This window comes from Pseudomonas khavaziana (assembly GCF_036704165.1).
Lineage (GTDB): Bacteria > Pseudomonadota > Gammaproteobacteria > Pseudomonadales > Pseudomonadaceae > Aquipseudomonas > Aquipseudomonas khavaziana.
In genome coordinates this window covers 2584378-2606603 of sequence record NZ_CP129946.1, presented here as the reverse complement: position 1 = coordinate 2606603, position 22226 = coordinate 2584378, and the positions used below count along the sequence as shown (strand labels likewise).

Below are 22226 nucleotides of genomic sequence, written 5' to 3'. Positions count from 1 at the left end.
GGGACGCTCTACAGTTCTACCCGCATCACCTTGTGTCTTTCCAACAACAATAAAGGGACGCACCACCATGAAATCATTCAAACGCACCCTGCTCGCCAGCGCCCTGGCCCTGCTTGCCCTGCCGGTGATGGCCGATTCTGCCCATCCGAAGATCGGTTTTTCCATCGATGATCTGCGCCTGGAGCGCTGGTCCCGCGACCGCGATTACTTTGTCGCGGCGGCGGAAAAACTCGACGCCAAGGTGTTCGTGCAGTCCGCCGATGCCAACGAGCAGAAGCAGATTTCCCAGATTGAAAACCTGATCTCCCGGGGCGTCGATGTGATCGTCATCGTGCCCTTCAATGCCACCGTGCTGACCAATGCCGTGGCCGAAGCCAAGAAGGCTGGGATCAAGGTGGTGTCTTATGACCGCCTGATCCTCAACGCGGATATCGATGCGTACATTTCCTTCGATAACGAAAAAGTCGGCGAGATGCAGGCCAACGGCGTGCTGCAGGCGGCGCCCAAGGGTAACTACTTCCTGCTCGGCGGCGCACCGACGGACAACAACGCCAAGGTGCTGCGCGAAGGCCAGATGAAGGTGCTGCAACCGGCCATCGACAAGGGCGATATCAAGGTTGTCGGCCAGCAGTGGGTCAAGGAGTGGAACCCTACCGAAGCCTTGAGCATTGTCGAAAACGCCCTGACCCGTAATGACAACAAGATCGACGCCATCGTCGCGTCCAACGACGCCACCGCCGGCGGCGCAATCCAGGCCCTGGCCGCGCAGAAGCTGGCAGGCAAGGTGCCCATCTCCGGCCAGGACGCCGACCTCGCGGCGGTCAAGCGCGTGATCGACGGCACCCAGACCATGACCGTCTACAAGCCGCTCAAGCTGATCGCCACCGAAGCCGCCAAGCTCTCGGTGCAACTGGCACGCAACGAAAAACCCACCTACAGCTCGCAATACGACAATGGCAGCAAGAAGGTCGACACCATCTTGCTCACCCCGACGCCGTTGACCAAGGCCAACATCGACCTGTTGGAAAAGGACGGGTTCTATACCAAAGAGCAGATCGGCCTGTAGGAGCTGGCTTGCCTGCGAAAAGCGCCAACGATAACGCAGCGCTGCCAGGCAGACCCGCGTCGCCTGCGCGATTTTCGCGAGCAAGCTCGCTCCTACAGTGAGCGTGTTTTATCGGCCTTTTGTGTGAGCCATCGCCATGTCGCACTACCTGCTGCAAATGAACGGCATCGTCAAAAGCTTTGGCGGTGTCAACGCCCTCAATGGCATCGATATCAAGGTACGTCCGGGCGAATGCGTCGGCCTGTGCGGCGAGAACGGTGCCGGTAAATCCACCTTGATGAAGGTGCTGTCGGCGGTCTACCCCTACGGCACCTGGGAGGGTGAAATCCTTTGGGATGGGCAGCCGCTCAAGGCCCAATCCATCAGCGAAACCGAGGCGGCCGGCATCGTTATCATCCACCAGGAACTGACCCTGGTGCCGGACCTGTCGGTGGCCGAGAACATCTTCATGGGCCACGAGCTGACCCTGCCCGGCGGGCGCATGAACTACCCGGCGATGCTGCACCGTGCCGAAGCCTTGATGCGCGAGCTGAAGGTGCCGGACATGAATGTGGCGCTGCCGGTGTCGCAGTACGGCGGCGGCTACCAGCAACTGGTGGAAATCGCCAAGGCCCTCAACAAGCAGGCGCGCCTGTTGATTCTTGATGAGCCGTCTTCGGCGTTGACCCGTTCGGAAATCGAAGTGCTGCTGGATATTATCCGGGGCCTCAAGGCCAAGGGCGTGGCCTGCGTGTACATCTCCCACAAGCTCGATGAAGTGGCGGCGGTGTGCGACACCATCGCGGTGATTCGCGACGGCAAGCACATCGCGACCACGGCCATGGCGGACATGGACATCGCGCAGATCATCACGCAGATGGTCGGCCGCGAGATGAGCAACCTCTACCCGACCGAGCCCCATGCAGTGGGCGAAGTGATCTTTGAAGCGCGCAACGTCACCTGCTACGACGTCGATAACCCCAAGCGCAAGCGTGTCGACGATATTTCCTTTGTGCTCAAGCGCGGCGAAATCCTCGGTATCGCAGGGCTTGTGGGCGCCGGGCGCACCGAGCTGGTGTCGGCACTCTTCGGCGCCTACCCCGGCCGCTACAGCGCCGAGGTGTGGCTGGACGGCCAGTTGATCGACACGCGCACGCCGCTCAAATCGATCCGCGCCGGGCTGTGCATGGTGCCCGAGGACCGCAAGCGCCAGGGCATCATTCCCGACCTGGGCGTGGGCCATAACATCACCCTGGCGGTGCTTGATAGCTACGCACACCTGAGCCGTATCGACGCCGAGGCCGAACTGGGCAGCATCGACCAGCAGATCGCACGCATGCACCTCAAGACCGCCAGCCCGTTCCTGCCGATCACCAGCCTCTCCGGGGGCAACCAGCAGAAGGCCGTACTGGCGAAAATGCTGATGGCCAAGCCCAAGGTGCTGATCCTCGATGAACCCACGCGGGGTGTGGATGTGGGCGCCAAGTACGAGATCTACAAGCTGATGGGCGCGCTGGCGGCCGAAGGCGTGTCGATCATCATGGTCTCTTCGGAGCTGGCCGAAGTGCTCGGCGTGTCCAACCGTGTGCTGGTGATCGGCGACGGCCAATTGCGCGGTGACTTCATCAACGAGGGGCTGACCCAGGAGCAGGTGCTCGCCGCTGCGCTCAGCCAACACAATAACAATCGGAAGACCGCGTAGATGAATCAGGTCAAACACCTTTTCACCCGCTACAAAATGCTCGCGCTGGTGATCGCCGTGGCGTTTATCTGGCTGTTTTTCAGCTGGCAAACCGAGGGCGGCTTCCTCACCCCGCGCAACCTGTCCAACCTGCTGCGGCAAATGTCGATCACCGGAATATTGGCGTGCGGCATGGTGCTGGTGATCATCAGCGGCGAGATTGATTTGTCGGTGGGCTCGTTGCTCGGGCTGCTGGGCGGGCTGGCGGCGATTCTCGACGTGATCTATCACGTGCCGCTGCTGGCCAACCTCAGCCTGGTGGCGCTGTGCGGCCTGATGATCGGCCTGGCCAACGGCTACATGACCGCTTACCTGCGCATCCCCTCGTTTATCGTCGGCCTGGGCGGCATGCTGGCATTTCGCGGGATTCTGCTGGGGATTACCGGCGGCACCACCATCGCGCCGGTGTCGCCATCGCTGGTCTATGTGGGCCAGGGCTACTTGCCTCACACGGTAGGCGCAGGGCTGGGTGTAGTGCTGTTCGCGCTAACGCTTTTTCTGACCTGGAAACAACGGCGCAACCGCGCGCTGCATGGCCTGGCCGCGCACTCGCTGGTGCGTGACGGGCTGCGTGTGATGCTGATCGGCGCGGTGCTCGCCGGGTTTGTCACCACCCTCAACAGCTACGACGGCATCCCGGTGCCGGTGCTGCTGTTGCTGGTGCTGCTCGGCGTATTCAGCTACGTCACCAGCCAGACCGTTTTTGGTCGGCGGGTGTACGCGGTGGGCAGCAATATGGAAGCCACGCGGCTGTCGGGCATCAATGTGCAAGCGGTGAAACTGTGGATCTTCGGCATCATGGGCGTGATGTGCGCCCTCGCCGGCCTGGTCAACACCGCCCGCCTCGCCGCCGGGTCACCGTCGGCGGGCAACATGGGCGAACTCGACGCCATCGCCGCCTGCTTTATTGGCGGCACCTCGATGCGCGGCGGCTCGGGCACGGTATATGGGGCGTTGCTCGGGGCCTTGGTGATTACCAGCCTGGATAACGGCATGTCGATGCTGGATGTGGACAGTTATTGGCAGATGATTGTGAAAGGCAGCATTCTGGTGCTGGCGGTGTGGGTGGATGTGAGTACGCGGGCGGGTCGGCGGTAAGCCATATAGTGAAGATTTAATGGTTTCGCCCCTCGAAACCATTGATCCTGTTTGCGCATACCCACGGCGTATCAATCAGCAGATTTATATAAATCTACAAGACTCGGAACGCAGATAAAAATCAATAAGCCTTATTACCATTGTATATGTTGTACGCGTGTTCAGGCGCCCCGGTAGGAGCCGTCATATAGACAAACAACCTCCCCCCCTGCTCCTTGACTGAAAGGACTTTCATTGGTGTTTTAGGCCCAACTGCAACATGGTCGGGTAGAAACCCTGTTGACAAATTCTTTTTCGGTATCGTCTCATCCATTACAAACACAACCGGCTGGGATGCATTCCCCCGCTTGTGCGCTACGTTGGTGGCCCACCCTTCCCAATCCGCTGAGTTAAACGCACTGACCGAGCCAGACTGCACACCGTCGTCGAGGAAAACCTGACCCACTCCATTTTTTATTCTTTCTGCGCCCTCCGGTGTGACAAACGCCGAACGATAGGCCGTGCCCTTATAGCTTTTCAATTGCTCAAATTCATTCAGAAAGGCTGTCAGTTCAAGTGTTGTCTGACCCGCGCGTAATGGTTCGTTAAAAGAATCAGAGTCCGCGTGAACATAGTCTTCAACATGGGGAAATAACTCGGCATTACTTCCTTCGAGTTCCGACATTTGTCCTCCAAAGGTTTTGAGTTCTTTTTCCGTCAGGACGCTCTGTACTGACTGGCCATTTTTTATGGCTTGGAAGGCACGATTAAACTTTTCGATAGTGGAGTCCAGCGCCTCACCTGCCTGCTTATATTTCGGTGAAAGGATTCTCGAAAGTCTACCGCCCCCCCTCAACCCAACGCGCGTCCATTGGCCTGATTCATGAGTGGCAAATTGATTAGCCGACGTTATTTTTTCGGGGTTGTTTGGATCAATACGATAGAGTTCGTAATGACCCATGTTATTCGGCTTTTTGTAAGTATAAAAAGTTTCCCCATCGAGCACCATGGCTTGCATGCCCTTTGCCGCTCCCGTCGGTGGGGGCAGTGCCTCTCCCAATGCCCATGCTCCGCTGTCATCCAGCTTGGCCACCCCCTCGGCTTTCATCAGTTTTGACGGGGTATTCGGGTCGGGTTCCCACAGTTGGTAATGCACGCCGTCCACGGCATCGGGCGTTTCGGCAACGAAGTACTTGGTACCTCCAAGCTCGATTTCTTTGAAACCCGGATACGCGTGAGGTCGCGGCAGGATCTCTACATTGCCAGGCGTGACCGGAGGTTTTTCGAGGGGCGCCTTTGTTTGCGCTTCCTGTACGGAACTCGGCAGGCGTGCGGGTTTGCCAATCGGCTCTGGAACTGCCAGGTTTTTCCGGGCCGGGCTGTTCGGCTTCAATGCCATCGCATCGGCCATGTCACGCACCTCCTGCTTGGTCATCGGCTCATTGCGTATCGCCTTCGCCAGCAGGGTCCCGAGCCCCCTGGCCTGGCTATAAAAAGGAACAAAACCCTGCGCGATATCACCGACGCCTTTAAGGACCGAGTTCATGGTCGCCTTATCGACGCCAAACACATTGCCGATCTGATTGCTTTTGTTCAAATCAAGTAGCAGCGCACTAAAGGGGTTGTCCAGATAACGCTCTACAGTATCCGCCGTTTTTTTATTTATACCTAACGCATTCAGCGCGTCGGCAATGCCCGAGAAAGGGTGTTCAAGATGGGTAAGAAGCTCTTCGTAGAGCCCCCTGAGATCATCTGCGCCGACATTTTCCATTGATTGGTCATAAAGCGTATTACTAGCCTCGCGTTCTGTCAGCGGCACTACTGGCTTATGACTGTTCAAGCCATTCTTGACGAAAACAAAAACGTCTTTTTTATCGGAACCGAACAGATTGCCGTACGAATCATACTGGTAGTATATTTTTTTTCCGTCGGGCAGCAGTCCTGAATAAAGCACGCGACCATCTGGACTCGTGTGCTCTTCTTGAAGATTCGTCAATCCATTAACCGCAGTGGGTGGTTCGGACGTTCCCTTATCCAGTCGCGCAAAGATATCAACGCCTTCATTGGCATAAGGTCCAACGATGGCGTTGATTTTGTTGTTTTTGAAATCGATCATCGTATCGATGACGCGCTTTTTCTTTTCAGGCAGCCCATCTACCTCAAAGTGCGCACTGAATGCTTGCAGCCATTGGGGGTCGCCGGCCAACTTTTTCAGCCCGGCATTCATATCCTCGACAGTCTTGAATGGCAGAAATGAGCCGCCTTTGTCGTCGGGTATGAAAAGGACGACATTGGGCCCTTCGGGCACCGGTGGCACACGCTGAATGAACATGATGTCCTTCGCTTGAATTCCATCTACCGCAAAGGTTTTGACTTGAACTTTCGGCAAGCCGGGTTTGCCTGGTGAAAGCACTGCCTCGGCCATACGATTGACTTCAGGTGACAGCTGGCCGCTATTCAAGTCCTTCGTTACGCTTTCAATAAATTTGTCTTTGCTGGTCTTCAGTGTAAAGCGATCGCCGGGGGAGTCCCAGGACTTGGGTGTGGTCGGCGCAATGTTATTTATTGGCAGAGGTGCACCAACAGCAGGAAAAGTCATGATCAGTCAGGCTCTTCATATGATGGAATCGGTTCTTTGCAACGCAGGTTCCGCCCTGTGCTGCTGTACGCCATATGTGGATTTGGCGTAAGAATTGGTTCCAACGTAAGCGCTCCATAAACCCTCCATTCAAACCCACCACCTGATCTCGGGCACTGTCGTGCGCATGAGGTGCCGTTGCCGGCGCAAAAGCCACTGCCTAAAACGCGGTTGAAATTGTGGGAGGGGGCTTGCTCCCGATATAGGTGGGTCAGCCACAGATATGCTGACTGACATTCCCTCATCGGGAGCAAGCCCCCTCCCACATTTGTCTGCATTCCAAATGAGGGATTGGTGGCATTTGGTCATGGTTTTTAAAGGGCCAGCAAGGCGGGTCCCTTTAAATTGCAGGACGTTTCCTAGACAATCCCTGCCGCCTTGTGCCTGCTGGAATCGATGGCTAGTCTGCGGTCCGTCACTGCCAATTCAGTGATCGGGTTTAGTCGCCCGGATTTTGAACAGGCGCATGCTCCCATGAAGCTTTATGGTGGCTGTGCGCAGGGCGCTCTCGGGCGCGCCGGGTTCCTGTTCTGACCGGTCGACTAACCTGCGTACAGCCGCCACCTTCGTTTAGTCGCGAAAGGTGTCAGCTCCTTGATATTCAGACAGGAACTACACCATGAACAAAGTCCTACCCGACCCACCCCGCGATCCCGCAAAAGACCGCGCCGCCTTCAACCGCGCCATCGACCACTACCTGCCCACCCAAGGCTTCCACTGCGTCAACGAAGACCTGAGCTTCGAAGACGCCCTGCTCTACACTGCCAGTCTGCTCGACAGTGCATCAGCGACCGCGCTGGACTGCGGCGAGCTGCTGCAAAGCCCCGAGCGGGCGAAGATCCTGGCGGTGTGGCATTTGCTGGAGATTGCCAAGACCACGGTGGATCGCTCCATCGAATGCCTGACCTGCACAAAAGCCACTGCATAGAACGCGGTTAAAACTGTGGGAGGGGGCTTGCTCCCGATGGCTGAGTATCAGTCAGTATCCGCTTGACTGACACACCGCCATCGGGAGCAAGCCCCCTCCCATATTGATCTCCATTTTTTCCCAGGGTTATTGCGCACAAGAACTAAATGTCCATAATAGACAAATTAGTTTACCTGGAGACATCCATGTCCAATACGCCCCTCATCATCGATCAAGTTCAGGCGCGGGCATTGCTCGCCCAGGTCGATGTGCCGCTTATCCTGCGCAAGCTGTTCTGCGACCTGGCCGCCGGGCAGGCCGTGCAACCGCCGCAGCAGTTGGTAGAGTTCCCCCACGGCGCCGGTGACTTTATTAACTACCTGGGTGTGCTGGCCGAAGACGGGGTGTATGGGGTCAAGACCTCACCCTACATCGTGCGTGAGCAAGGGCCCCTGGTGACGGCGTGGACGCTGTTGATGTCGATGCACAGTGGCCAGCCGTTGCTGTTGTGCGACGCTTCTGAGCTGACCACCGCCCGCACCGCCGCGACCACCGCACTGGCGGTGGACGCTCTGGCCCCGGCGACGGCGCAGCGCCTGGCGATCATCGGCAGCGGCAAGGTCGCCCAGGCGCACCTGCGTTATGTGCAGAACCTGCGCGACTGGCAGCACATCCGCCTGTACTCCCCCAGCCTTGACAGTGCCAGCGCCGACACCCGCGCGCAGTTGACCGGCCTGGACCCGCGCCTGGCCCTCGCCGACACTTGCGATGCCGCAGTAGAGGACGCGGATGTGATCATGCTCTGCACCTCATCGGCAGGCCCGGTGATCGACCCGATGCGCTTGCGCAAGCCTGCCCTGATCACCTCCATCAGCACCAATGCACCCCGTGCCCATGAAGTGCCCCCGGCGTGCCTCAACCAGATGCAGGTGTACTGCGACTATCGGCAGACCACGCCGGGCGCGGCCGGCGATATGCTGATCGCCAGCGAACAGCACGGCTGGGACGCGCGCGCAGTGCTCGGTGACTTGCCCGAATTGCTCAGCGACATGGCGCAACGCCCGGACTATCAGCGCCACGTTTTTTTCCGCTCCATCGGCCTAGGCCTGGAAGACATTGCCTTGGCCAATGCCCTCTACCAATGTAGGAGCGAGCTCGCTCGCGAAGAACTCACAGGCACCGCGTTTACATAGGACGCCCGCGTTATCGTTGACGTTTTTTGCGAGCAAGCTCGCGCCTACCTATTTCTTTTCAGGAGATACCATGAGCCACGCAGACTTCATCATCATCGGCGGCGGCATTGCTGGCGCATCCACCGGTTTCTGGTTGTCGCAGCATGGCAAGGTGCTGGTGCTGGAGCGTGAAAACCACCCGGCCTATCACTCCACAGGGCGTTCGGCGGCCCTGTATACCGCGGCCTATGGCACCCCCCAGGTGCGCGCGCTGACCCTGGCCAGCCGGGCGTTTTTCGATGAGCCGCCAGCGGGCTTCTGCGCGCATCCATTGCTCACACCCCGGGGCGAAATAACCGTCGACTTCAACGGCGATCCGGCGGAGCTGGACAGCCAATACCTGAGCGCCAAAGCCACCGTAGCCCAGGTGGAACGCCTGAGTGCCGACGAAGCCTGTGCACGGCTGCCGATCCTGCGTCGCGAGAAAGTCCACGGTGCCATCTATGACCCCACCGCCTGCGACATCGACACCGACGCCCTGCACCAGGGCTATCTGCGCGGTATCCGCCGTAACCACGGAGAGGTACGCACCGACAGCCATGTGCTGGGCCTGAGCCGTGACGCCGAAGGTCTGTGGCAAGTGCGTACCCAGGACGCAACCTTCAGCGCCCCAGTCATCATCAACGCCGCTGGCGCCTGGGCCGACCATATCGGCGACCTGGCCGGCGCGGCGTCCATCGGCCTGCAACCCAAGCGCCGCTCGGCCTTTATCTTCGCCGGCCCCGACGGGGTGAACAGCCATGATTGGCCAATGCTGGTAGCCCTCGACGAAGCCTTCTACATGAAGCCGGATGCCGGCATGTTCCTCGGTTCGCCGGCCAATGCCGACCCGGTGGAGCCCCAGGACGTGCAGCCCGAAGAACTGGATATCGCCATGGGCATCTACCAGATTGAAGAGGCCACCACCCTGACCATCCGCCGCCCGACGCGCACCTGGGCCGGGCTGCGCAGTTTCGTGCACGACGGTGATTTGCTCTGCGGTTTTGACCCGCAGGTGCCAGGGCTGTTCTGGGTGGCAGCACAGGGTGGTTATGGTATCCAGACCTCTCCGGCCATGGGCCAGGCCAGCGCCGCACTGGTGCGCGGCGCGCCGCTGCCCGAGGCGCTGACGCGATTCGGCCTGGACGCTGGTATGCTCTCCCCCGTCCGCCTGGAGCCCCATTGATGACCATCGCCGAACAAGACACCGTCATGCAGAACTTCCGTGGCATCGCCGATGCGATCGCCACCCTGTTCTTTCCCCATGCGGAAGTGGTGCTGCATGACTTGCGTACGCAAACCGTCGACTACATCGCCAACAACCTGTCTAAACGCAGTTTGGGTGATGATTCGTCGCTGGAGGACATGCTGGACGGTGACATCAGCGAAGTGAATATCGGCCCTTACGAAAAACTCAACTGGGACGGTCAGAAAATTCGCAGCCTGAGCACCGTGCTGCACGACCACAAAGGCCGCCGGCTGGCCGTGCTGTGTATCAACCTGAATATCTCGATGTTTGAAACCGCCAAGGCGGCGCTGGACCTGTTCCTGTCGCCAAGCAAGCTGATCGCCCAGCCGGATGCATTGTTTCGCGATGATTGGCAGGAACGCATCAATACGTTCCTGCATGCCTGGCTGCGCGAGCGCCAGTTGAGCCTCAACCTGCTGACCCGCGACCACAAGCGTGAACTGGTGCTGGCGCTGCATGCCGAAGGCGCATTCAAGGGCAAGAGCGCCTCCAACTATGTGGCCAATGTGCTGGGCATGGGGCGGGCGACGGTCTACAAGCACCTGAAAGAGTTAAAGGCTTGACCATCTGTAGGAGCGAGCTTGCTCGCGAAGAACCTCAACGATAAAGCGTGTGTTCTGGGTAAACGCGGTGCCTGTGAGTCCTTCGCGAGCAAGCTCGCTCCTACAAGGGTTCGAGCAGCTGAGATCAGTCGCCGTAGATATCGGTCTTGAAGTACTGCTGCGAAATCTTCTGGTATTCGCCACTGGCTCGAATGCCATCGATGGCCGCATTCAACTCGCTGACCAATGCCGTATTGCCCTTGCGCACCGCAATCCCCGCGCCCTCGCCCACGTATTTCGGATCCTTGAGTTCCGGGCCGACAAAGGCATAGCCCTGGCCGCGTGGCATCGCCAGGAAGTCGCTCAGGGGGATGGTGTCGGCAAAGATTGCATCCAGGCGCCCCGCTGCCAGGTCCATGTAGATCTCTTCGTTATTGCTGTAGCGCTTGACGTTGATGCCCTTGGGCTCGAACACCTCGGTGGCATAACGGTCGGTGGTGGTGGCGCGTTGCACGCCGACGTTCTTGCCCTTGAGGCTGGCGTACTGGTCATCCACCACCGCACCGTCTTTCATCACCAGGCGTGAGGAGGTGAAGTAATACTTGTGGGTGAAATCCACCGATCTTTTGCGGTCTTCGTTGATGGTCATGGACGACAGCGCCATGTCGATTTTCTTGACCTTGAGGGAGGGAATCAGGCCGTCGAACTCACCTTCGACCCACACGCACATGACCTTCATTTGCGCACACAGGGCGTTGCCGATGTCGTAGTCGAAACCAACGATCTTGCCGTCACCGGTCTTTGAGGCGAACGGCGGGTAAGCGGCTTCGATGCCGATACGCAGGGTTTTCTCGGCGGCGAGCAGGTGGCTTGCGGCAAACAGGCTCAGGGCCAGGGCGGGGATAAGGTGGCGTTTCTTCATGGTCGGGTTCTCGCGGGTTGTTGTTGGTTTGGCAAGAGTGAAGAAAAACATGCAGCGATGATTTTGTACTTATAATTCCATACTGGACTTTTATGTTCTACAGGTCAATTCTGGGCAACACACATAAAAATGTGGGAGGGGGCTTGCTCCCGATAGCGGTGTTTCAGGCACAGATACAGTGCCTGACATTCCGCTATCGGGAGCAAGCCCCCTCCCACATTAAGCCCTGCGGCGCAGGTTAAACCTTACTTTGAAACAGGCATCGCAAACTCCGCGCCCTGCTCGATGCTCTCCGACCAACGCTGCATGATCGACTTCTGCTTGGTGTAGAAGCGCACGCCCTCGGTGCCGTAGGCATGCATGTCGCCGAACAGGCTCTTCTTCCAGCCACCAAAACCATGCCAGGCCATCGGCACCGGGATCGGTACGTTGATGCCGACCATGCCCACTTCAATGCGCCGGGCAAATTCGCGGGCGATGTTGCCGTCGCGGGTGAAGCAGCTGACGCCGTTGCCGAACTCGTGGTCGTTGACCAGCTTCACTGCTTCGGCGAAATCGTTGACGCGCACGCAGGCCAGCACCGGGCCGAAGATTTCTTCGCGGTAGATGCTCATGTCCCGGGTTACGTGGTCGAACAAGGTGGCGCCGAGCCAGAAGCCGTTTTCCAGGCCAGGCTCGGTGGGCACGTAGTCACGGCCATCGAGCAACAAATGCGCGCCGGCCTGTACGCCCTGCTCGATATAGCCGCTGATGCGCTCCAGCGCAGCCCGCGACACGATCGGACCCATTTCGGCTTTCAAATCGCGGCCATCGGTGATGCGCAACGTCTTGGCGCGCTCGGTCAAGGCGGCAATGACTTTGTCGCCCACATCCCCCACCAGCACCGCCACCGAGATCGCCATGCAGCGCTCGCCGGCACTGCCGTAGGCGGCGCCCATCAACGCGTCGACGGTACGCTCGATATCGGCATCGGGCATCACCACCATATGGTTCTTCGCCCCGCCCAAGCCCTGCACGCGCTTGCCGTGACGGGCACCGCTCTCATAGATGTACTGGGCGATGGGCGTGGAGCCGACAAAACTCACGGCCTTTACGTCGGGGTGTTCGATCAGTGCGTCCACCGATTCCTTGTCGCCCTGCACCACGTTGAACACACCTTTGGGCAAGCCGGCTTCACGCAGCAGCTCGGCCATGAACAGCGCGGCACTCGGGTCAGTGGGGCTGGGCTTGAGGATGAAGGTGTTGCCCGCCGCGATGGCGATGGGGTACATCCACATTGGCACCATCACCGGGAAGTTGAACGGCGTGACGCCAGCGACGACGCCCAGGGGTTGGCGCATCGTCCAGTTGTCCATGCCACGGGAGACCTGGTCGGAATGCTCGCCCTTGAGCAGGTTGGGAATGCCGCAGGCGAATTCGAGGATATCGATGCCACGGTCGACTTCGCCCTGGGCATCGGTGAACACCTTGCCATGCTCGGCGACGATGATGCGCGCCAGGTCGTCCTTGCGTTCGCGCAGCAGGTGCAGGTATTCGAACAGCACACGGGCGCGGCGGATCGGCGGCGTATCGGCCCAGCCGGCAAATGCAGCCTGGGCGGCAGCGACGGCTTCGGCCACGGTCTGGCGGCTGGCCAGGGCCACGCGCCCGGTCACTTCGCCCGTGGCTGGGTTGTAGACGTCCTGGTAGCGGTCATCGCGGCTGACGCGCTGGTCGTTGATGTAGTGTTCGATGGTGGTGGTCATGGCAGTGGATCCCCGGTGGGTAGCGTTGGAACACACGATAGGCTTTCGATTTGTTCCAAACCAGAGCAGAATCCAGAACTTATTGTCCTTGTATGCGAACAATACAATTATGGAAAAGGCTGAGATCGAAGGGTTGTGGACCCACATTCACTGGCTATCAGTGCTGGAGGAAAACGGCACCTACACCGCTGCGGCCGCCCGCCTTGGGGTGAGCAAATCTGCGGTCAGCCAGCGTATCTCCGACCTGGAGAAAGCCACCGGCACGCGCCTGGTGACCCGCACCACGCGTAGCGTGCGACTGACCGAGGCCGGGTTGTCCTTGACCCGCGACGTGCGCAGCGCCTACGCGCAGATCGCCCGCAGCTTTTCCTCGGTACGCGATTCGGTCGGCGAAATTCGCGGCCTGGTACGCCTGACCGCCCCGGTGGCATTCGCCCGGCAACAACTGGTGCCGCACCTTTCCGGTTTTTTGCAGCAGTACCCGCAGGTGCGCATTCAGCTAGATGTGTCCGACGCCTTGAGCTCACTGGCTGCCGAGGGTTACGACCTGGCGGTGCGCCACGGTTTCCAGGTGCCGGAAACCCATGTGGCGTGGAAGCTGTGCGACACCACCTCGGTCCTGGTCGCAACCCAGGACTACCTGCAACACCACGGCGAACCGCGAACCCCGGCAGATCTCAGCGCGCATAACTGCCTCTACTACCCACGGGGCAGCGACCAGCCGGCCTGGACCTTCGAGCGCGGCGGCAAGAACAGCCAGCGCGTCACCGTGCCCATCGCCGGCAGCTTTTCCACCAACAACAGCGAAGCCTTGCGTGACGCGGCGCTCAACCACCTGGGCATCGCCCTGCTCCCGGACTTCAGTGCCCAGGCCGCTTTAGCCAGCGGCAAGTTGGTGCAGGTGTTGAAGGGGTGGACGCTCAAGGGTGCGTTTGCCGATGAGATCTATTTGATCAGGCCGTACTCGCCCCATGTGCCCAAGGCAGTGACGGCGTTGGTGGGGTATTTGAAGGAAAGGCTGGCGGGAGGGTTTCGGTTCATTTGATCAAGGTGGTATTGGCTGGCATCAGTGAAAATGTGGGAGGGGGCTATAGCTCATTCCTCGCGAATACTTGCCTGATCCTCCGACTTATCAGCCCCTGCCATAGATAGCCCTTGCGCCGTAGTCTAGAGTCCAATAATGCGCGCGGGGTGGGGATGAAAACCCTGCCCGACCGCGTCGCCACACCAAGTCGCCCATGAGCGACCCCGAGGGAAGGCCATGCCGCACTCCCCTTATAAAAAACAAAGCACCACCAACCGTTGATCAGCAGGTGAGCCATGGAATTACGTATTAACCAAAAGGCCTATCAAGTCGATGCCGAAGCCGACACCCCCTTGTTATGGGTGATCCGCGACAATCTGGGGCTGACCGGCACCAAGTACGGCTGCGGCCTGGCTCAATGTGGCGCCTGTTCGGTGCTGGTGGACGGCAATGTAGTGCGCTCATGCGTCACCCCGGTAGCCGGCGTGGTCGGCCGCGAAATCACCACCATCGAGGCCATCGAAGAAGATGAGGTGGGCAAGCGTGTGGTCGCCACCTGGGTCGAACGCCAGGTGGCGCAATGCGGTTACTGTCAGTCCGGGCAGGTGATGGCGGCCACTGCACTGCTCAAGCACACCCCGGCGCCCACCGCTGAGCAGATTAACGCGGCGATGATCAACCTGTGCCGCTGCGGTACTTATAACGCTATCCAGAGCGCCATGCAGGACCTGGCCAAGCAGGAGAGCGTCTGATGAATACGCCCATCAAGCTTCCTCAAGGCCTGCTCGATCTGGCATCAGGTGAGCCTATCAACCTGTCCCGCCGCCGCTTCCTGACCAGTACCGCCGTGGGCGCGCTGGTAATCGGTTTCGGCCTGCCCCTGGGCTCGGCTCGGGTACAAGCCGCCACCAGCGCTGCCGAACGTGGCACCCAGGTGCCGGCGTTCCTGGAGATTCGCCCGGACGGCAGCGTGCGCTTGCTCAGCCCGTTCATGGAAGGCGGGCAAGGCACCCACACGGCCATGGCGCAAATTGTCGGCGAAGAACTGGATGCCGACCCGGCCACTTTCATCGTCGAAAGTGCTCCGCCCGGCGAAGCCTATGTAGTGATGGAAAACGGTATGCGCATCACCGGCGGCAGTATGTCGGTGCGCATGAGCTATCCGACCATGCGCCGCCTCGGCGCCTTGGCGCGGGCCATGCTGCTGCAAGCGGCGGCTGAACAACTGGGTGTGCCGGTCGCGCAATTGACCACCCAACCCGGCCGCGTGGTGCATACCGCGTCGGGCCGCTCCCTGGGCTATGGTGAATTGGCCGGCCGCGCCCTGGACATGCCGGTGCCCGACCCGGCCAGTATCACCCTGCGCGACCCAAGCCAGTTCCGCTGGATCGGCAAGCCGGTCAAGCGTCTCGATGCCTACGACAAATCCACCGGCAAGGCGCAGTACTGCATCGACCTCAAGGTCGACGGCATGCTCCACGCCGCCGTGCAGCATGCGCCGCGCCTGGGCATGAGCGTGGGCAGCCTGCGCAATCAGGCCGAGGTACAAGCCATGCAAGGCGTGCACTCGGTGCATGTGCTGCCCGGCGCGGTGGCGGTGGTGGCCGAGCGCTGGTGGCACGCCAAGCGCGCGGTCGAGGCCATCCAGGTTGACTGGCAGGAAGCCCCTGCCGATTCGACGGTACGGGTGATGCCGGCAGATTTTTCCAGCGACAAGCACCGCGACTTCCTCGCCGCCCAGCAAGGCCCGGCCCGCGATGACGAAAACGAAGGCGACGTGGCCGGCGCGCTGGCAGGTGCCAAGACCCAGGTGCAGGCCACCTACCACAACCAATACCTCAACCACGCCCAGCTCGAGCCGCCGTCGGCCCTGGCACGCTACAACCCGGACGGCACCCTGGAGGTGTGGTTGCCCAACCAGGCGCCGGATATGTTCCGCGACGACATTGCCAAGCGCACTGGCCTGGCCGCCGACAAGATCACCTTGCACTCGCCCTTGCTGGGCGGCTTCTTTGGCCGGCATTTTCTCTATGAGTCGGCCAACCCTTACCCCCAGGCCATCGAATTGGCCAAGGCCGTGGGGCGCCCGATCAAGCTGATCTGGACCCGTGAAGAAGAGTTCCTGCGCGATGTGCTGCGCCCGGTGGCTGTGGTCAAGTTCCGCGCCGGCCTGGACGCCAACGGCCTGCCGGTGGCCATCGAGGCGGTCAGCGCCACCGAAGGCCCGACCGAGGCCCTCGCCGGCAAACAGGGTGAAAAAATCGACCCCACAGCCATGGAGGGGCTGTCGGGCAAGGCCTATGCAATCCCCAACAAACGCATCGCGCAGATCTACGTCAAGGGCCCGGTGATGCTGGGCTACTGGCGCTCTGTAGGCAACTCGCTCAACGATTTCTTCTACGAAGCGTTCCTCGATGAGCTGGCGGACAAAGGCAGTCAAGATCCCTTTGACCTGCGCCTGCACCTGCTACGTGATAACCCACGATTGACCACCCTGCTGCAAGCCGTGGGCGAGCTGTCGGGTGGCTGGAAACGTGGCCCCTTCACCGCCGAAGACGGCAGCCGGCGTGCGCGTGGCGTGGCCATGGCGTCGCCGTTTGGCTCCCATGCGGCGGTGATCGCCGAAGTGTCGATTGAAAACGGCCAGGTCAAGGTGCATGACATCTGGCAGGCCATTGACCCCGGCAGCATCGTCAACCCGGCGATCATTGAAGCTCAGGTCCACGGTGCCGTGGCCCTGGGGCTGTCGCAAACATTGGTCGAGGAAGCGGTGTACGTGGATGGTAAGCCACGGGCACGCAACTACGACCTTTACCCAGTGCTGCCGCCTGCGCGGATGGCGCGGGTGCATGTGCGTATTGTCGAGAGTGGCGAAAAAATGGGCGGTATCGGCGAACCGCCGCTGCCCGCGGTGGCGCCGGCTGTGGCCAACGCGGTGGCGCAGTTGACCGGCCAGCGCATCCGCAGTCTGCCATTGAGCCGCTACACCTTTAGCTAACCGACAGGGAACGCCCATGAACAACCGCCGATTCGCAAGAACCGCAGGGTGGCTGGTGCTGCCCTGTGCGGTCGCCGCAGGCCTGCTGGCCTGGTACGTCACACGTCAGCCCGCTTCGCCTTTTGAACAGCAACAGGCTACAAGTTTCGAGCCCGCCTTGGTCAGTCGCGGCGAATACGTTGCGCGGGTGAGTGACTGCGTGGCCTGTCACAGCCTCGCCGGCAAGCAGCCCTTTGCCGGTGGCCTGGAAATGGCCACGCCACTGGGGGCGATTCACGCCACCAACATCACCCCCGACCGCGAGCATGGCATTGGCGCCTATAGCCTGGCCGACTTCGACCGTGCCGTACGCCATGGCGTAGCGCCAGGCGGGCGGCGGCTGTACCCGGCCATGCCCTACCCGTCCTATGTAAAGCTCAGCGACGACGACGTGAAGGCGCTGTACGCGTTCTTCATGCAAGGCGTGCAACCGGCCAGCCAGGCGAACATCCCCAGTGACATTCCCTGGCCGCTCAATATGCGTTGGCCCATCGCCCTGTGGAACGGCGTGTTCGCCCCCACTGCCACCTATGCGTCCAAACCCGGCCAGGACGCACTGTGGAACCGTGGGGCCTATATCGTCCAGGGCCCCGGCCATTGCGGCAGTTGCCATACACCCCGTGGCTTGGCCTTCAACGAGAAAGCCCTGGATGAGTCCGGCGCGCCGTTCCTTGCCGGTGCACTGCTCGACGGCTGGTACGCGCCGAGCCTGCGCCAGGATCACAACACCGGCCTGGGCCGCTGGAGCGAGGCGCAGATCGTGCAGTTCCTCAAGACCGGGCGCAATGCCCATGCGGTGGTCTACGGTTCGATGACCGAAGCGTTCAACAACTCCACGCAGTTCATGCAGGACGAAGACCTGGCCGCCATCGCCCGTTACCTCAAGTCACTGCCCGGCGACCCGCAGCGTGACGGCTCACCCTGGCAGTATCAGGCGGTCGCCAACACCCCGGCGCAAACCCCGGGCGCCCATACCTATGCCACCCGCTGCGCCTCGTGCCACGGCCTGGACGGCAAGGGCCAGCCGGAGTGGATGCCGCCATTGGCTGGAGCAACTTCAGCCTTGGCGAAGGAAGACGCCTCCGCGATCAACATCACCCTCAACGGCTCGCAACGCGTGGTGACCGCCGGCCTGCCGGACGCCTACCGTATGCCGGCGTTCCGCGAGCAACTGTCCGATCAGGAAATCGCTGACGTGCTGAGCTACGTGCGCGGCACCTGGGGCAACAACGGTGGCGCGGTCGATGCGAAGGTCGTGGGTAAACTGCGCGGGCATACCGACCCGGCGAGTAGCAGCCCGATCATCCTGCATATGCGCTGAGTGATGTATGAACTGTGGGAGGGGGCTTGCTCCCGATAGCGGTAGTTCAGTCACAGTTGTATAGACTGACACACCTATATCGGGAGCAAGCCCCCTCTTATCAAACTTCAAGTAATCTACTGATTTTAAAGAGTTAAAAATTAGTCTTAACGCTGGATATTTTGGAGTCGGCCCAGGTTGCTGCGCGACGGCGCCACGTCGACGATGTGACCGAGTTGTTGGGTTGTTGGGGCGAGTACATATCCGTTGCTTAGGTAACGGCCACTATAGGTTCCGCCCTTACGGCGGCTCACTTTGCAAAAGCGGCAAAGTAAGCAAAACGCTCTTGCCCCACCACTCGGCACCTCGCCCGGGCTCGGTGTGCCCGTAATCCGCCATGGATTTGGGGGGTCGCCGCCACGCGCCATCCATGGCGCGGGGCGGCTAAACCGGCATCCCTGCCGGTTTACCCCCCAAATCCCTGTCGAATTCCGGCCAGCGTGGTTTAACGGGGCGCCTGAGATCAAAAACACAGCGAGGCGGCCTTATAGCCGACCTGATCGTTGAAGCGTGCGCGTACCCCTGTGGGAGCGAGCTTGCTCGCGAAGGTCGTTAACGATGACGCGGGAAGCCAGAAAGAACGCGGCGTTCTCAGGTTTTTCGCGAGCAAGCTCGCTCCTACAGAAAAGCAAAAGCGCCGCCAGCGTATCTGCGATACGCAGCGAGTCGCTCTTGATCTTGCTTTTGATCTTAGACGCCCCGTTAAACCACGCTGGCCGAACGCAGGCTTGCAGCCGTGGGTAACCCGGCGTCCCGCCGGAGTGAGGGCACACCGAGCCTAGGCGAGGTGCCGAGTGGTGGGGCAAGAGCGTTTTGCTTACTTTTGCCTGGGCCGGCATTCCGGCTTTTCAAAAGTGAGCCGCTGTAAAAGCGGAACCCTAAGTGGCCGTTGCCCAAATAACGGATATGTACCCAAGACGAAAACCAACATCCTGCTCGGCTGTCAGGCCGCCACAGGAGCAAGCTCCCTAGTTTGCTGCGCGACAGCGTCACATCGAAGATGTGGTGGGGACTCCCACATTTAGTCCAGGGGCCTCTACTTGCTTTCCTCAGCCTTGCCTTCCTGCATCTGCACCGACGACTTGGTCCCGCTGGTATTGTCCTTGGTGGTGTTGTCGGAGCTGTCAAAACAGCCGTGAAGCATGAACGCGCTGCACAATCCCAGGCACATATAGAGCTTCTTCATGATGATTCACCTGCTGCTGAGTGAGTGATATCCAGGGCGCCAGACGAGCGCAACGTTCGTGGGCCCGTTATATATCTGTCCGGAACGAAGGCGCAGGCGTTCAACAAATCGGTGCAGGCTTGGACGAATGGTCGGCCACTCGTCGAAGCCTGTGCAAATTGTTAAAACTTTAGCGCCCATGGCCTCTTCAAATGCATATGAAGCGGCGCATTCGCCCGCCACCTCAAGCAAGCGCGGAGATTAGTTCATGAACGTCCGACTGCCGATCACCTTGCTACTCATCCTTACGTCCTCGACGGCCCTGGCCGACGCCTGCGATGTGGTTACACGCGGGCAAAGCGCCCAGGTGCCGACGGTCGAGCAACATACCTGCTACCGCTACGAGGGCATGCCGCCTGAAGCCATCGACTGGTCTTGCAGCAACGAGAACAAGGAGATGATGCCTACTACGAAAAACAAGGTGGCGGCCTGTGCCAGCAACCATGTCGCCAGCTGCAAGGCCACGCCGACCCAAGAGGCCCTGGCCAACCCCCATTCGACGTCCAAGGCGCCGGATCACGAAGGCGCATTGCTGCCCAAGAATGCCCGCGTAGTGACCTACTACTACGCCGCCAATGATCTGGTCCAAGCCAAGATCGACTGTGAAAAAGCCGGCGGCGAATGGGCCTCGCAGCCAGTCAAATAAGGCATCGCTAGCCTTGCTCGCCGGCCAGGGCGCGCTGGTGAAAATGTGCCAGCCGCTTCAAGGCATGCTCCGCCGCGTAAAGCTGCACCTGCTCCCGGGAACCCAGGAAGCGTTCCTTGCGGCTGAAAATACTCACCCCCTGCCCCATCCGATAAGCCCAGGCGAAGCAAATGGTCCCGGCCGGAATGCCGTCCACGTCATCCGGGCCGAGCAGCCCGGTGGTGGCCACGGCCACGCCCGCGGGACTGTCACGCATCGCGCCTGCGGCCATCTCACGGGCGACCTCGCAACTGGTGAGGTTGAAGGTCTCAATCGTATACGCACGCACGCCCAACAAACGCTGCTTGGCTTCAGGGGAATACACCACGTACCCACTCTCGATACACGCCCCACCGCCCTCGACTTCCGACAGCAGGGTGATGATTTTCCCCGCTGTACAGGACTCGGCCGTGGTAAGGGTCATATCGTATTGTTTCAGGTATTCAATCGTGGAAACGGCGATAGACACGGTTTTATCCTCCTGCACGTCATGTGCGAGCCTGATGCTGGTTCAGTACGTGGCCAGGTAGTCGGCCAAGGTCTGTGCGCACGCTTGGATCGCACCGTCGACAATCACCTCATAGCCATGGGTGTTTTCCGTGGGAATCGCCACACAGCCGGCACGGGCCGAGGTGCCGTTACTCATGACCGCGCTGGCATCCGAGGCAAAATCCACCAGCAGGGCATATTGCGGCGCATAACCACAGCGTTGCGCTGCAGCCGCCAGGCCGCTCACTACCGAGCGGGTGTAGTAACCTTTCAGGTCACCGGTATTGATAATTGGATCGACCCCCAGGCGCGTACCGTACTCATGCATCACCGGGCCGACTTCCACCGCGATGGTAGTATCGCCCGGCAGCGTTGCCGCAGCGTACATGGCGCCGGCATTGCACTCTTCTTCAAGGGTGGTGAAGACGAAGTACGCATCGCAGGAAAGCGCTTGTCGTCGTCGTTTTAGGCACTGCGCAGCAAGGAGTACCGCGGCGATGGGCGCACGGTCGTCCAGGAAGTGCGCGGCAATGGCATCCCCCACCCGAAACGGCTCGCGCCAGTGTTGGCTCAGGGTTACGCGGCTGCCGGGACGCACCCCGCAGTCACGCAAGGTCTGAGTTGAGCAACGGGTGATGACATGCACATCATTCCAGTGCACATCCCCGGACAACACATCGGCGCCCTGGGGTGCATTGGACGTCATGTGCATCGAGCCAAAGGACAGCACACCCGGGATAAACTGGTGATCGCCGAGAATATCCACCGGGCACATGCCGAAGTTCACCGGGTTCGCGCCGCCCAGCGCCGTCACACGCAACGTGCCATCCGCTTCGACATGCTTGACCACCATGGCGATTTCATCCATGTGCGCCATGACTTTCACTCCACGCCCGGGCTCGTGGCTGCCCTGCGCCGCCTTGACCAGGCCAATCACGTTGCCAGCGGGATCGACCCAGGTTTCGTCACACAACGGCCCGAGGCTTTCCAGGCAAATGGCACGCACCTCGTCTTCCTGGCCTCCGGGGCCACGCGCGCGCAACAGCCGTTCAAGCAGTTGTGCCACGTTCTGTGCATCGTCGTTGGAAGGGTCATTGTTTGGCTGGGGCTGCATCCGCCGGGTTCTCCTTTGTCGAAATCGATATCGGACGGCTCATCGGCGACGCTGCTCGCTATGCCCGCCGCCGCGCTTGGGTACTTATGAAAAATGACCCGTCGCGCTGACCAGTGTTCCAAAACTTTTAGCAACTGGGCTGCCTTCCCGGCGACGCGGGGCCTCTGGACAGGCGCTCGCCAATCCGGTTGAACACCTGCGCGGCCAAGCCTTCT

Annotated in this window: 18 protein-coding genes; 12 read left to right on the top strand and 6 right to left on the bottom strand. The window is 60.4% G+C overall.

Going from position 1 to position 22226, the window contains the following annotated elements:
* Positions 1-67: 67 nt before the first annotated feature.
* The 3 genes from xylF (at position 68) to QYQ93_RS11730 (ending at position 3884) form a co-directional block, all read left to right on the top strand.
* Positions 68-1066, top strand: a complete 999-nt coding sequence (xylF, locus tag QYQ93_RS11740; RefSeq protein WP_043050245.1) for a D-xylose ABC transporter substrate-binding protein — start codon at positions 68-70, stop codon at positions 1064-1066.
* 136 nt (positions 1067-1202) lie between these two features.
* Positions 1203-2747: a D-xylose ABC transporter ATP-binding protein gene (gene xylG, locus QYQ93_RS11735; protein WP_043050244.1), complete on the top strand. Its 1545-nt coding sequence runs from the start codon at positions 1203-1205 to the stop codon at positions 2745-2747.
* Entirely contained in the window at positions 2748-3884 is a 1137-nt protein-coding gene (locus QYQ93_RS11730; protein ID WP_043050243.1) for a sugar ABC transporter permease, read from the top strand.
* A gap of 121 nt (positions 3885-4005) precedes the next feature.
* Here QYQ93_RS11730 and QYQ93_RS11725 read toward each other — a convergent pair whose 3' ends face one another.
* The gene (locus QYQ93_RS11725) at positions 4006-6462 is read right to left on the bottom strand and encodes a dermonecrotic toxin domain-containing protein (RefSeq protein WP_338476988.1); all 2457 of its coding nucleotides are present in this window, start codon (positions 6460-6462) and stop codon (positions 4006-4008) included.
* Between the two features lie 658 nt (positions 6463-7120).
* Here QYQ93_RS11725 and QYQ93_RS11720 point away from each other — a divergent pair.
* The 4 genes from QYQ93_RS11720 (at position 7121) to QYQ93_RS11705 (ending at position 10431) form a co-directional block, all read left to right on the top strand.
* Positions 7121-7429, top strand: a complete 309-nt coding sequence (locus QYQ93_RS11720) for a DUF6124 family protein (protein ID WP_043050242.1) — start codon at positions 7121-7123, stop codon at positions 7427-7429.
* Between the two features lie 185 nt (positions 7430-7614).
* Positions 7615-8601, top strand: a complete 987-nt coding sequence (locus QYQ93_RS11715; RefSeq protein WP_338476987.1) for an ornithine cyclodeaminase family protein — start codon at positions 7615-7617, stop codon at positions 8599-8601.
* Between the two features lie 70 nt (positions 8602-8671).
* The gene (locus QYQ93_RS11710) at positions 8672-9805 is read left to right on the top strand and encodes an NAD(P)/FAD-dependent oxidoreductase (protein WP_043051637.1); all 1134 of its coding nucleotides are present in this window, start codon (positions 8672-8674) and stop codon (positions 9803-9805) included.
* Positions 9805-10431, top strand: a complete 627-nt coding sequence (locus tag QYQ93_RS11705) for a helix-turn-helix transcriptional regulator (protein WP_043051636.1) — start codon at positions 9805-9807, stop codon at positions 10429-10431. The genes QYQ93_RS11710 and QYQ93_RS11705 overlap by 1 nt, the downstream gene beginning before the upstream one ends.
* Before the next feature lie 124 nt (positions 10432-10555).
* Here QYQ93_RS11705 and QYQ93_RS11700 read toward each other — a convergent pair whose 3' ends face one another.
* Positions 10556-11332, bottom strand: coding sequence for an ABC transporter substrate-binding protein (locus QYQ93_RS11700; RefSeq protein WP_338476986.1), 777 nt, complete (start codon positions 11330-11332; stop codon positions 10556-10558).
* A 245-nt stretch (positions 11333-11577) separates the two neighbouring features.
* The gene (locus tag QYQ93_RS11695; RefSeq protein WP_043051634.1) at positions 11578-13077 is read right to left on the bottom strand and encodes a CoA-acylating methylmalonate-semialdehyde dehydrogenase; all 1500 of its coding nucleotides are present in this window, start codon (positions 13075-13077) and stop codon (positions 11578-11580) included.
* A gap of 109 nt (positions 13078-13186) precedes the next feature.
* Here QYQ93_RS11695 and QYQ93_RS11690 point away from each other — a divergent pair, with 109 nt between their 5' ends.
* The 4 genes from QYQ93_RS11690 (at position 13187) to QYQ93_RS11675 (ending at position 18459) form a co-directional block, all read left to right on the top strand.
* Positions 13187-14122, top strand: coding sequence for a LysR family transcriptional regulator (locus tag QYQ93_RS11690; RefSeq protein ID WP_338476985.1), 936 nt, complete (start codon positions 13187-13189; stop codon positions 14120-14122).
* 275 nt (positions 14123-14397) lie between these two features.
* Positions 14398-14853, top strand: coding sequence for a (2Fe-2S)-binding protein (locus QYQ93_RS11685; protein WP_043051632.1), 456 nt, complete (start codon positions 14398-14400; stop codon positions 14851-14853).
* Complete coding sequence (locus QYQ93_RS11680; RefSeq protein WP_338476984.1) at positions 14853-17099, top strand: xanthine dehydrogenase family protein molybdopterin-binding subunit; 2247 nt, start codon at positions 14853-14855, stop codon at positions 17097-17099. The genes QYQ93_RS11685 and QYQ93_RS11680 overlap by 1 nt, the downstream gene beginning before the upstream one ends.
* A gap of 16 nt (positions 17100-17115) precedes the next feature.
* A complete protein-coding gene (locus QYQ93_RS11675; protein ID WP_338476983.1) occupies positions 17116-18459 on the top strand; it encodes a cytochrome c in 1344 nt (447 codons plus the stop codon).
* 1075 nt (positions 18460-19534) lie between these two features.
* Here QYQ93_RS11675 and QYQ93_RS11665 read toward each other — a convergent pair.
* Entirely contained in the window at positions 19535-19684 is a 150-nt protein-coding gene (locus QYQ93_RS11665; protein WP_173664482.1) for a hypothetical protein, read from the bottom strand.
* A 247-nt stretch (positions 19685-19931) separates the two neighbouring features.
* Between QYQ93_RS11665 and QYQ93_RS11660 the strand changes: the two genes are divergently transcribed.
* Entirely contained in the window at positions 19932-20369 is a 438-nt protein-coding gene (locus tag QYQ93_RS11660) for a hypothetical protein (protein WP_043051442.1), read from the top strand.
* 7 nt (positions 20370-20376) lie between these two features.
* Here the strand turns inward: QYQ93_RS11660 and QYQ93_RS11655 are convergent, their stop codons facing one another.
* Together QYQ93_RS11655 and QYQ93_RS11650 are read right to left on the bottom strand one after the other, a co-directional pair.
* Entirely contained in the window at positions 20377-20877 is a 501-nt protein-coding gene (locus tag QYQ93_RS11655) for a CinA family protein (protein WP_338476982.1), read from the bottom strand.
* A gap of 42 nt (positions 20878-20919) precedes the next feature.
* A complete protein-coding gene (locus QYQ93_RS11650; RefSeq protein WP_338476981.1) occupies positions 20920-22011 on the bottom strand; it encodes a M42 family peptidase in 1092 nt (363 codons plus the stop codon).
* Positions 22012-22226: the final 215 nt, after the last annotated feature.

Bases quoted from the DNA above. Each gene is read 5' to 3' on its own strand.
- QYQ93_RS11690 (WP_338476985.1), top strand. From the start codon at position 13,187: ATGGAAAAGGCTGAGATCGAAGGGTTGTGGACCCACATTCACTGGCTA.
- QYQ93_RS11705 (WP_043051636.1), top strand. From the start codon at position 9,805: ATGACCATCGCCGAACAAGACACCGTCATGCAGAACTTCCGTGGCATC.
- QYQ93_RS11700 (WP_338476986.1), bottom strand. From the start codon at position 11,332: ATGAAGAAACGCCACCTTATCCCCGCCCTGGCCCTGAGCCTGTTTGCC.
- QYQ93_RS11685 (WP_043051632.1), top strand. From the start codon at position 14,398: ATGGAATTACGTATTAACCAAAAGGCCTATCAAGTCGATGCCGAAGCC.
- QYQ93_RS11695 (WP_043051634.1), bottom strand. From the start codon at position 13,077: ATGACCACCACCATCGAACACTACATCAACGACCAGCGCGTCAGCCGC.
- QYQ93_RS11725 (WP_338476988.1), bottom strand. From the start codon at position 6,462: ATGACTTTTCCTGCTGTTGGTGCACCTCTGCCAATAAATAACATTGCG.
- QYQ93_RS11680 (WP_338476984.1), top strand. From the start codon at position 14,853: ATGAATACGCCCATCAAGCTTCCTCAAGGCCTGCTCGATCTGGCATCA.
- xylF (WP_043050245.1), top strand. From the start codon at position 68: ATGAAATCATTCAAACGCACCCTGCTCGCCAGCGCCCTGGCCCTGCTT.
- QYQ93_RS11665 (WP_173664482.1), bottom strand. From the start codon at position 19,684: ATGAAGAAGCTCTATATGTGCCTGGGATTGTGCAGCGCGTTCATGCTT.
- QYQ93_RS11715 (WP_338476987.1), top strand. From the start codon at position 7,615: ATGTCCAATACGCCCCTCATCATCGATCAAGTTCAGGCGCGGGCATTG.
- QYQ93_RS11660 (WP_043051442.1), top strand. From the start codon at position 19,932: ATGAACGTCCGACTGCCGATCACCTTGCTACTCATCCTTACGTCCTCG.
- QYQ93_RS11675 (WP_338476983.1), top strand. From the start codon at position 17,116: ATGAACAACCGCCGATTCGCAAGAACCGCAGGGTGGCTGGTGCTGCCC.
- QYQ93_RS11650 (WP_338476981.1), bottom strand. From the start codon at position 22,011: ATGCAGCCCCAGCCAAACAATGACCCTTCCAACGACGATGCACAGAAC.
- QYQ93_RS11720 (WP_043050242.1), top strand. From the start codon at position 7,121: ATGAACAAAGTCCTACCCGACCCACCCCGCGATCCCGCAAAAGACCGC.
- xylG (WP_043050244.1), top strand. From the start codon at position 1,203: ATGTCGCACTACCTGCTGCAAATGAACGGCATCGTCAAAAGCTTTGGC.
- QYQ93_RS11730 (WP_043050243.1), top strand. From the start codon at position 2,748: ATGAATCAGGTCAAACACCTTTTCACCCGCTACAAAATGCTCGCGCTG.
- QYQ93_RS11710 (WP_043051637.1), top strand. From the start codon at position 8,672: ATGAGCCACGCAGACTTCATCATCATCGGCGGCGGCATTGCTGGCGCA.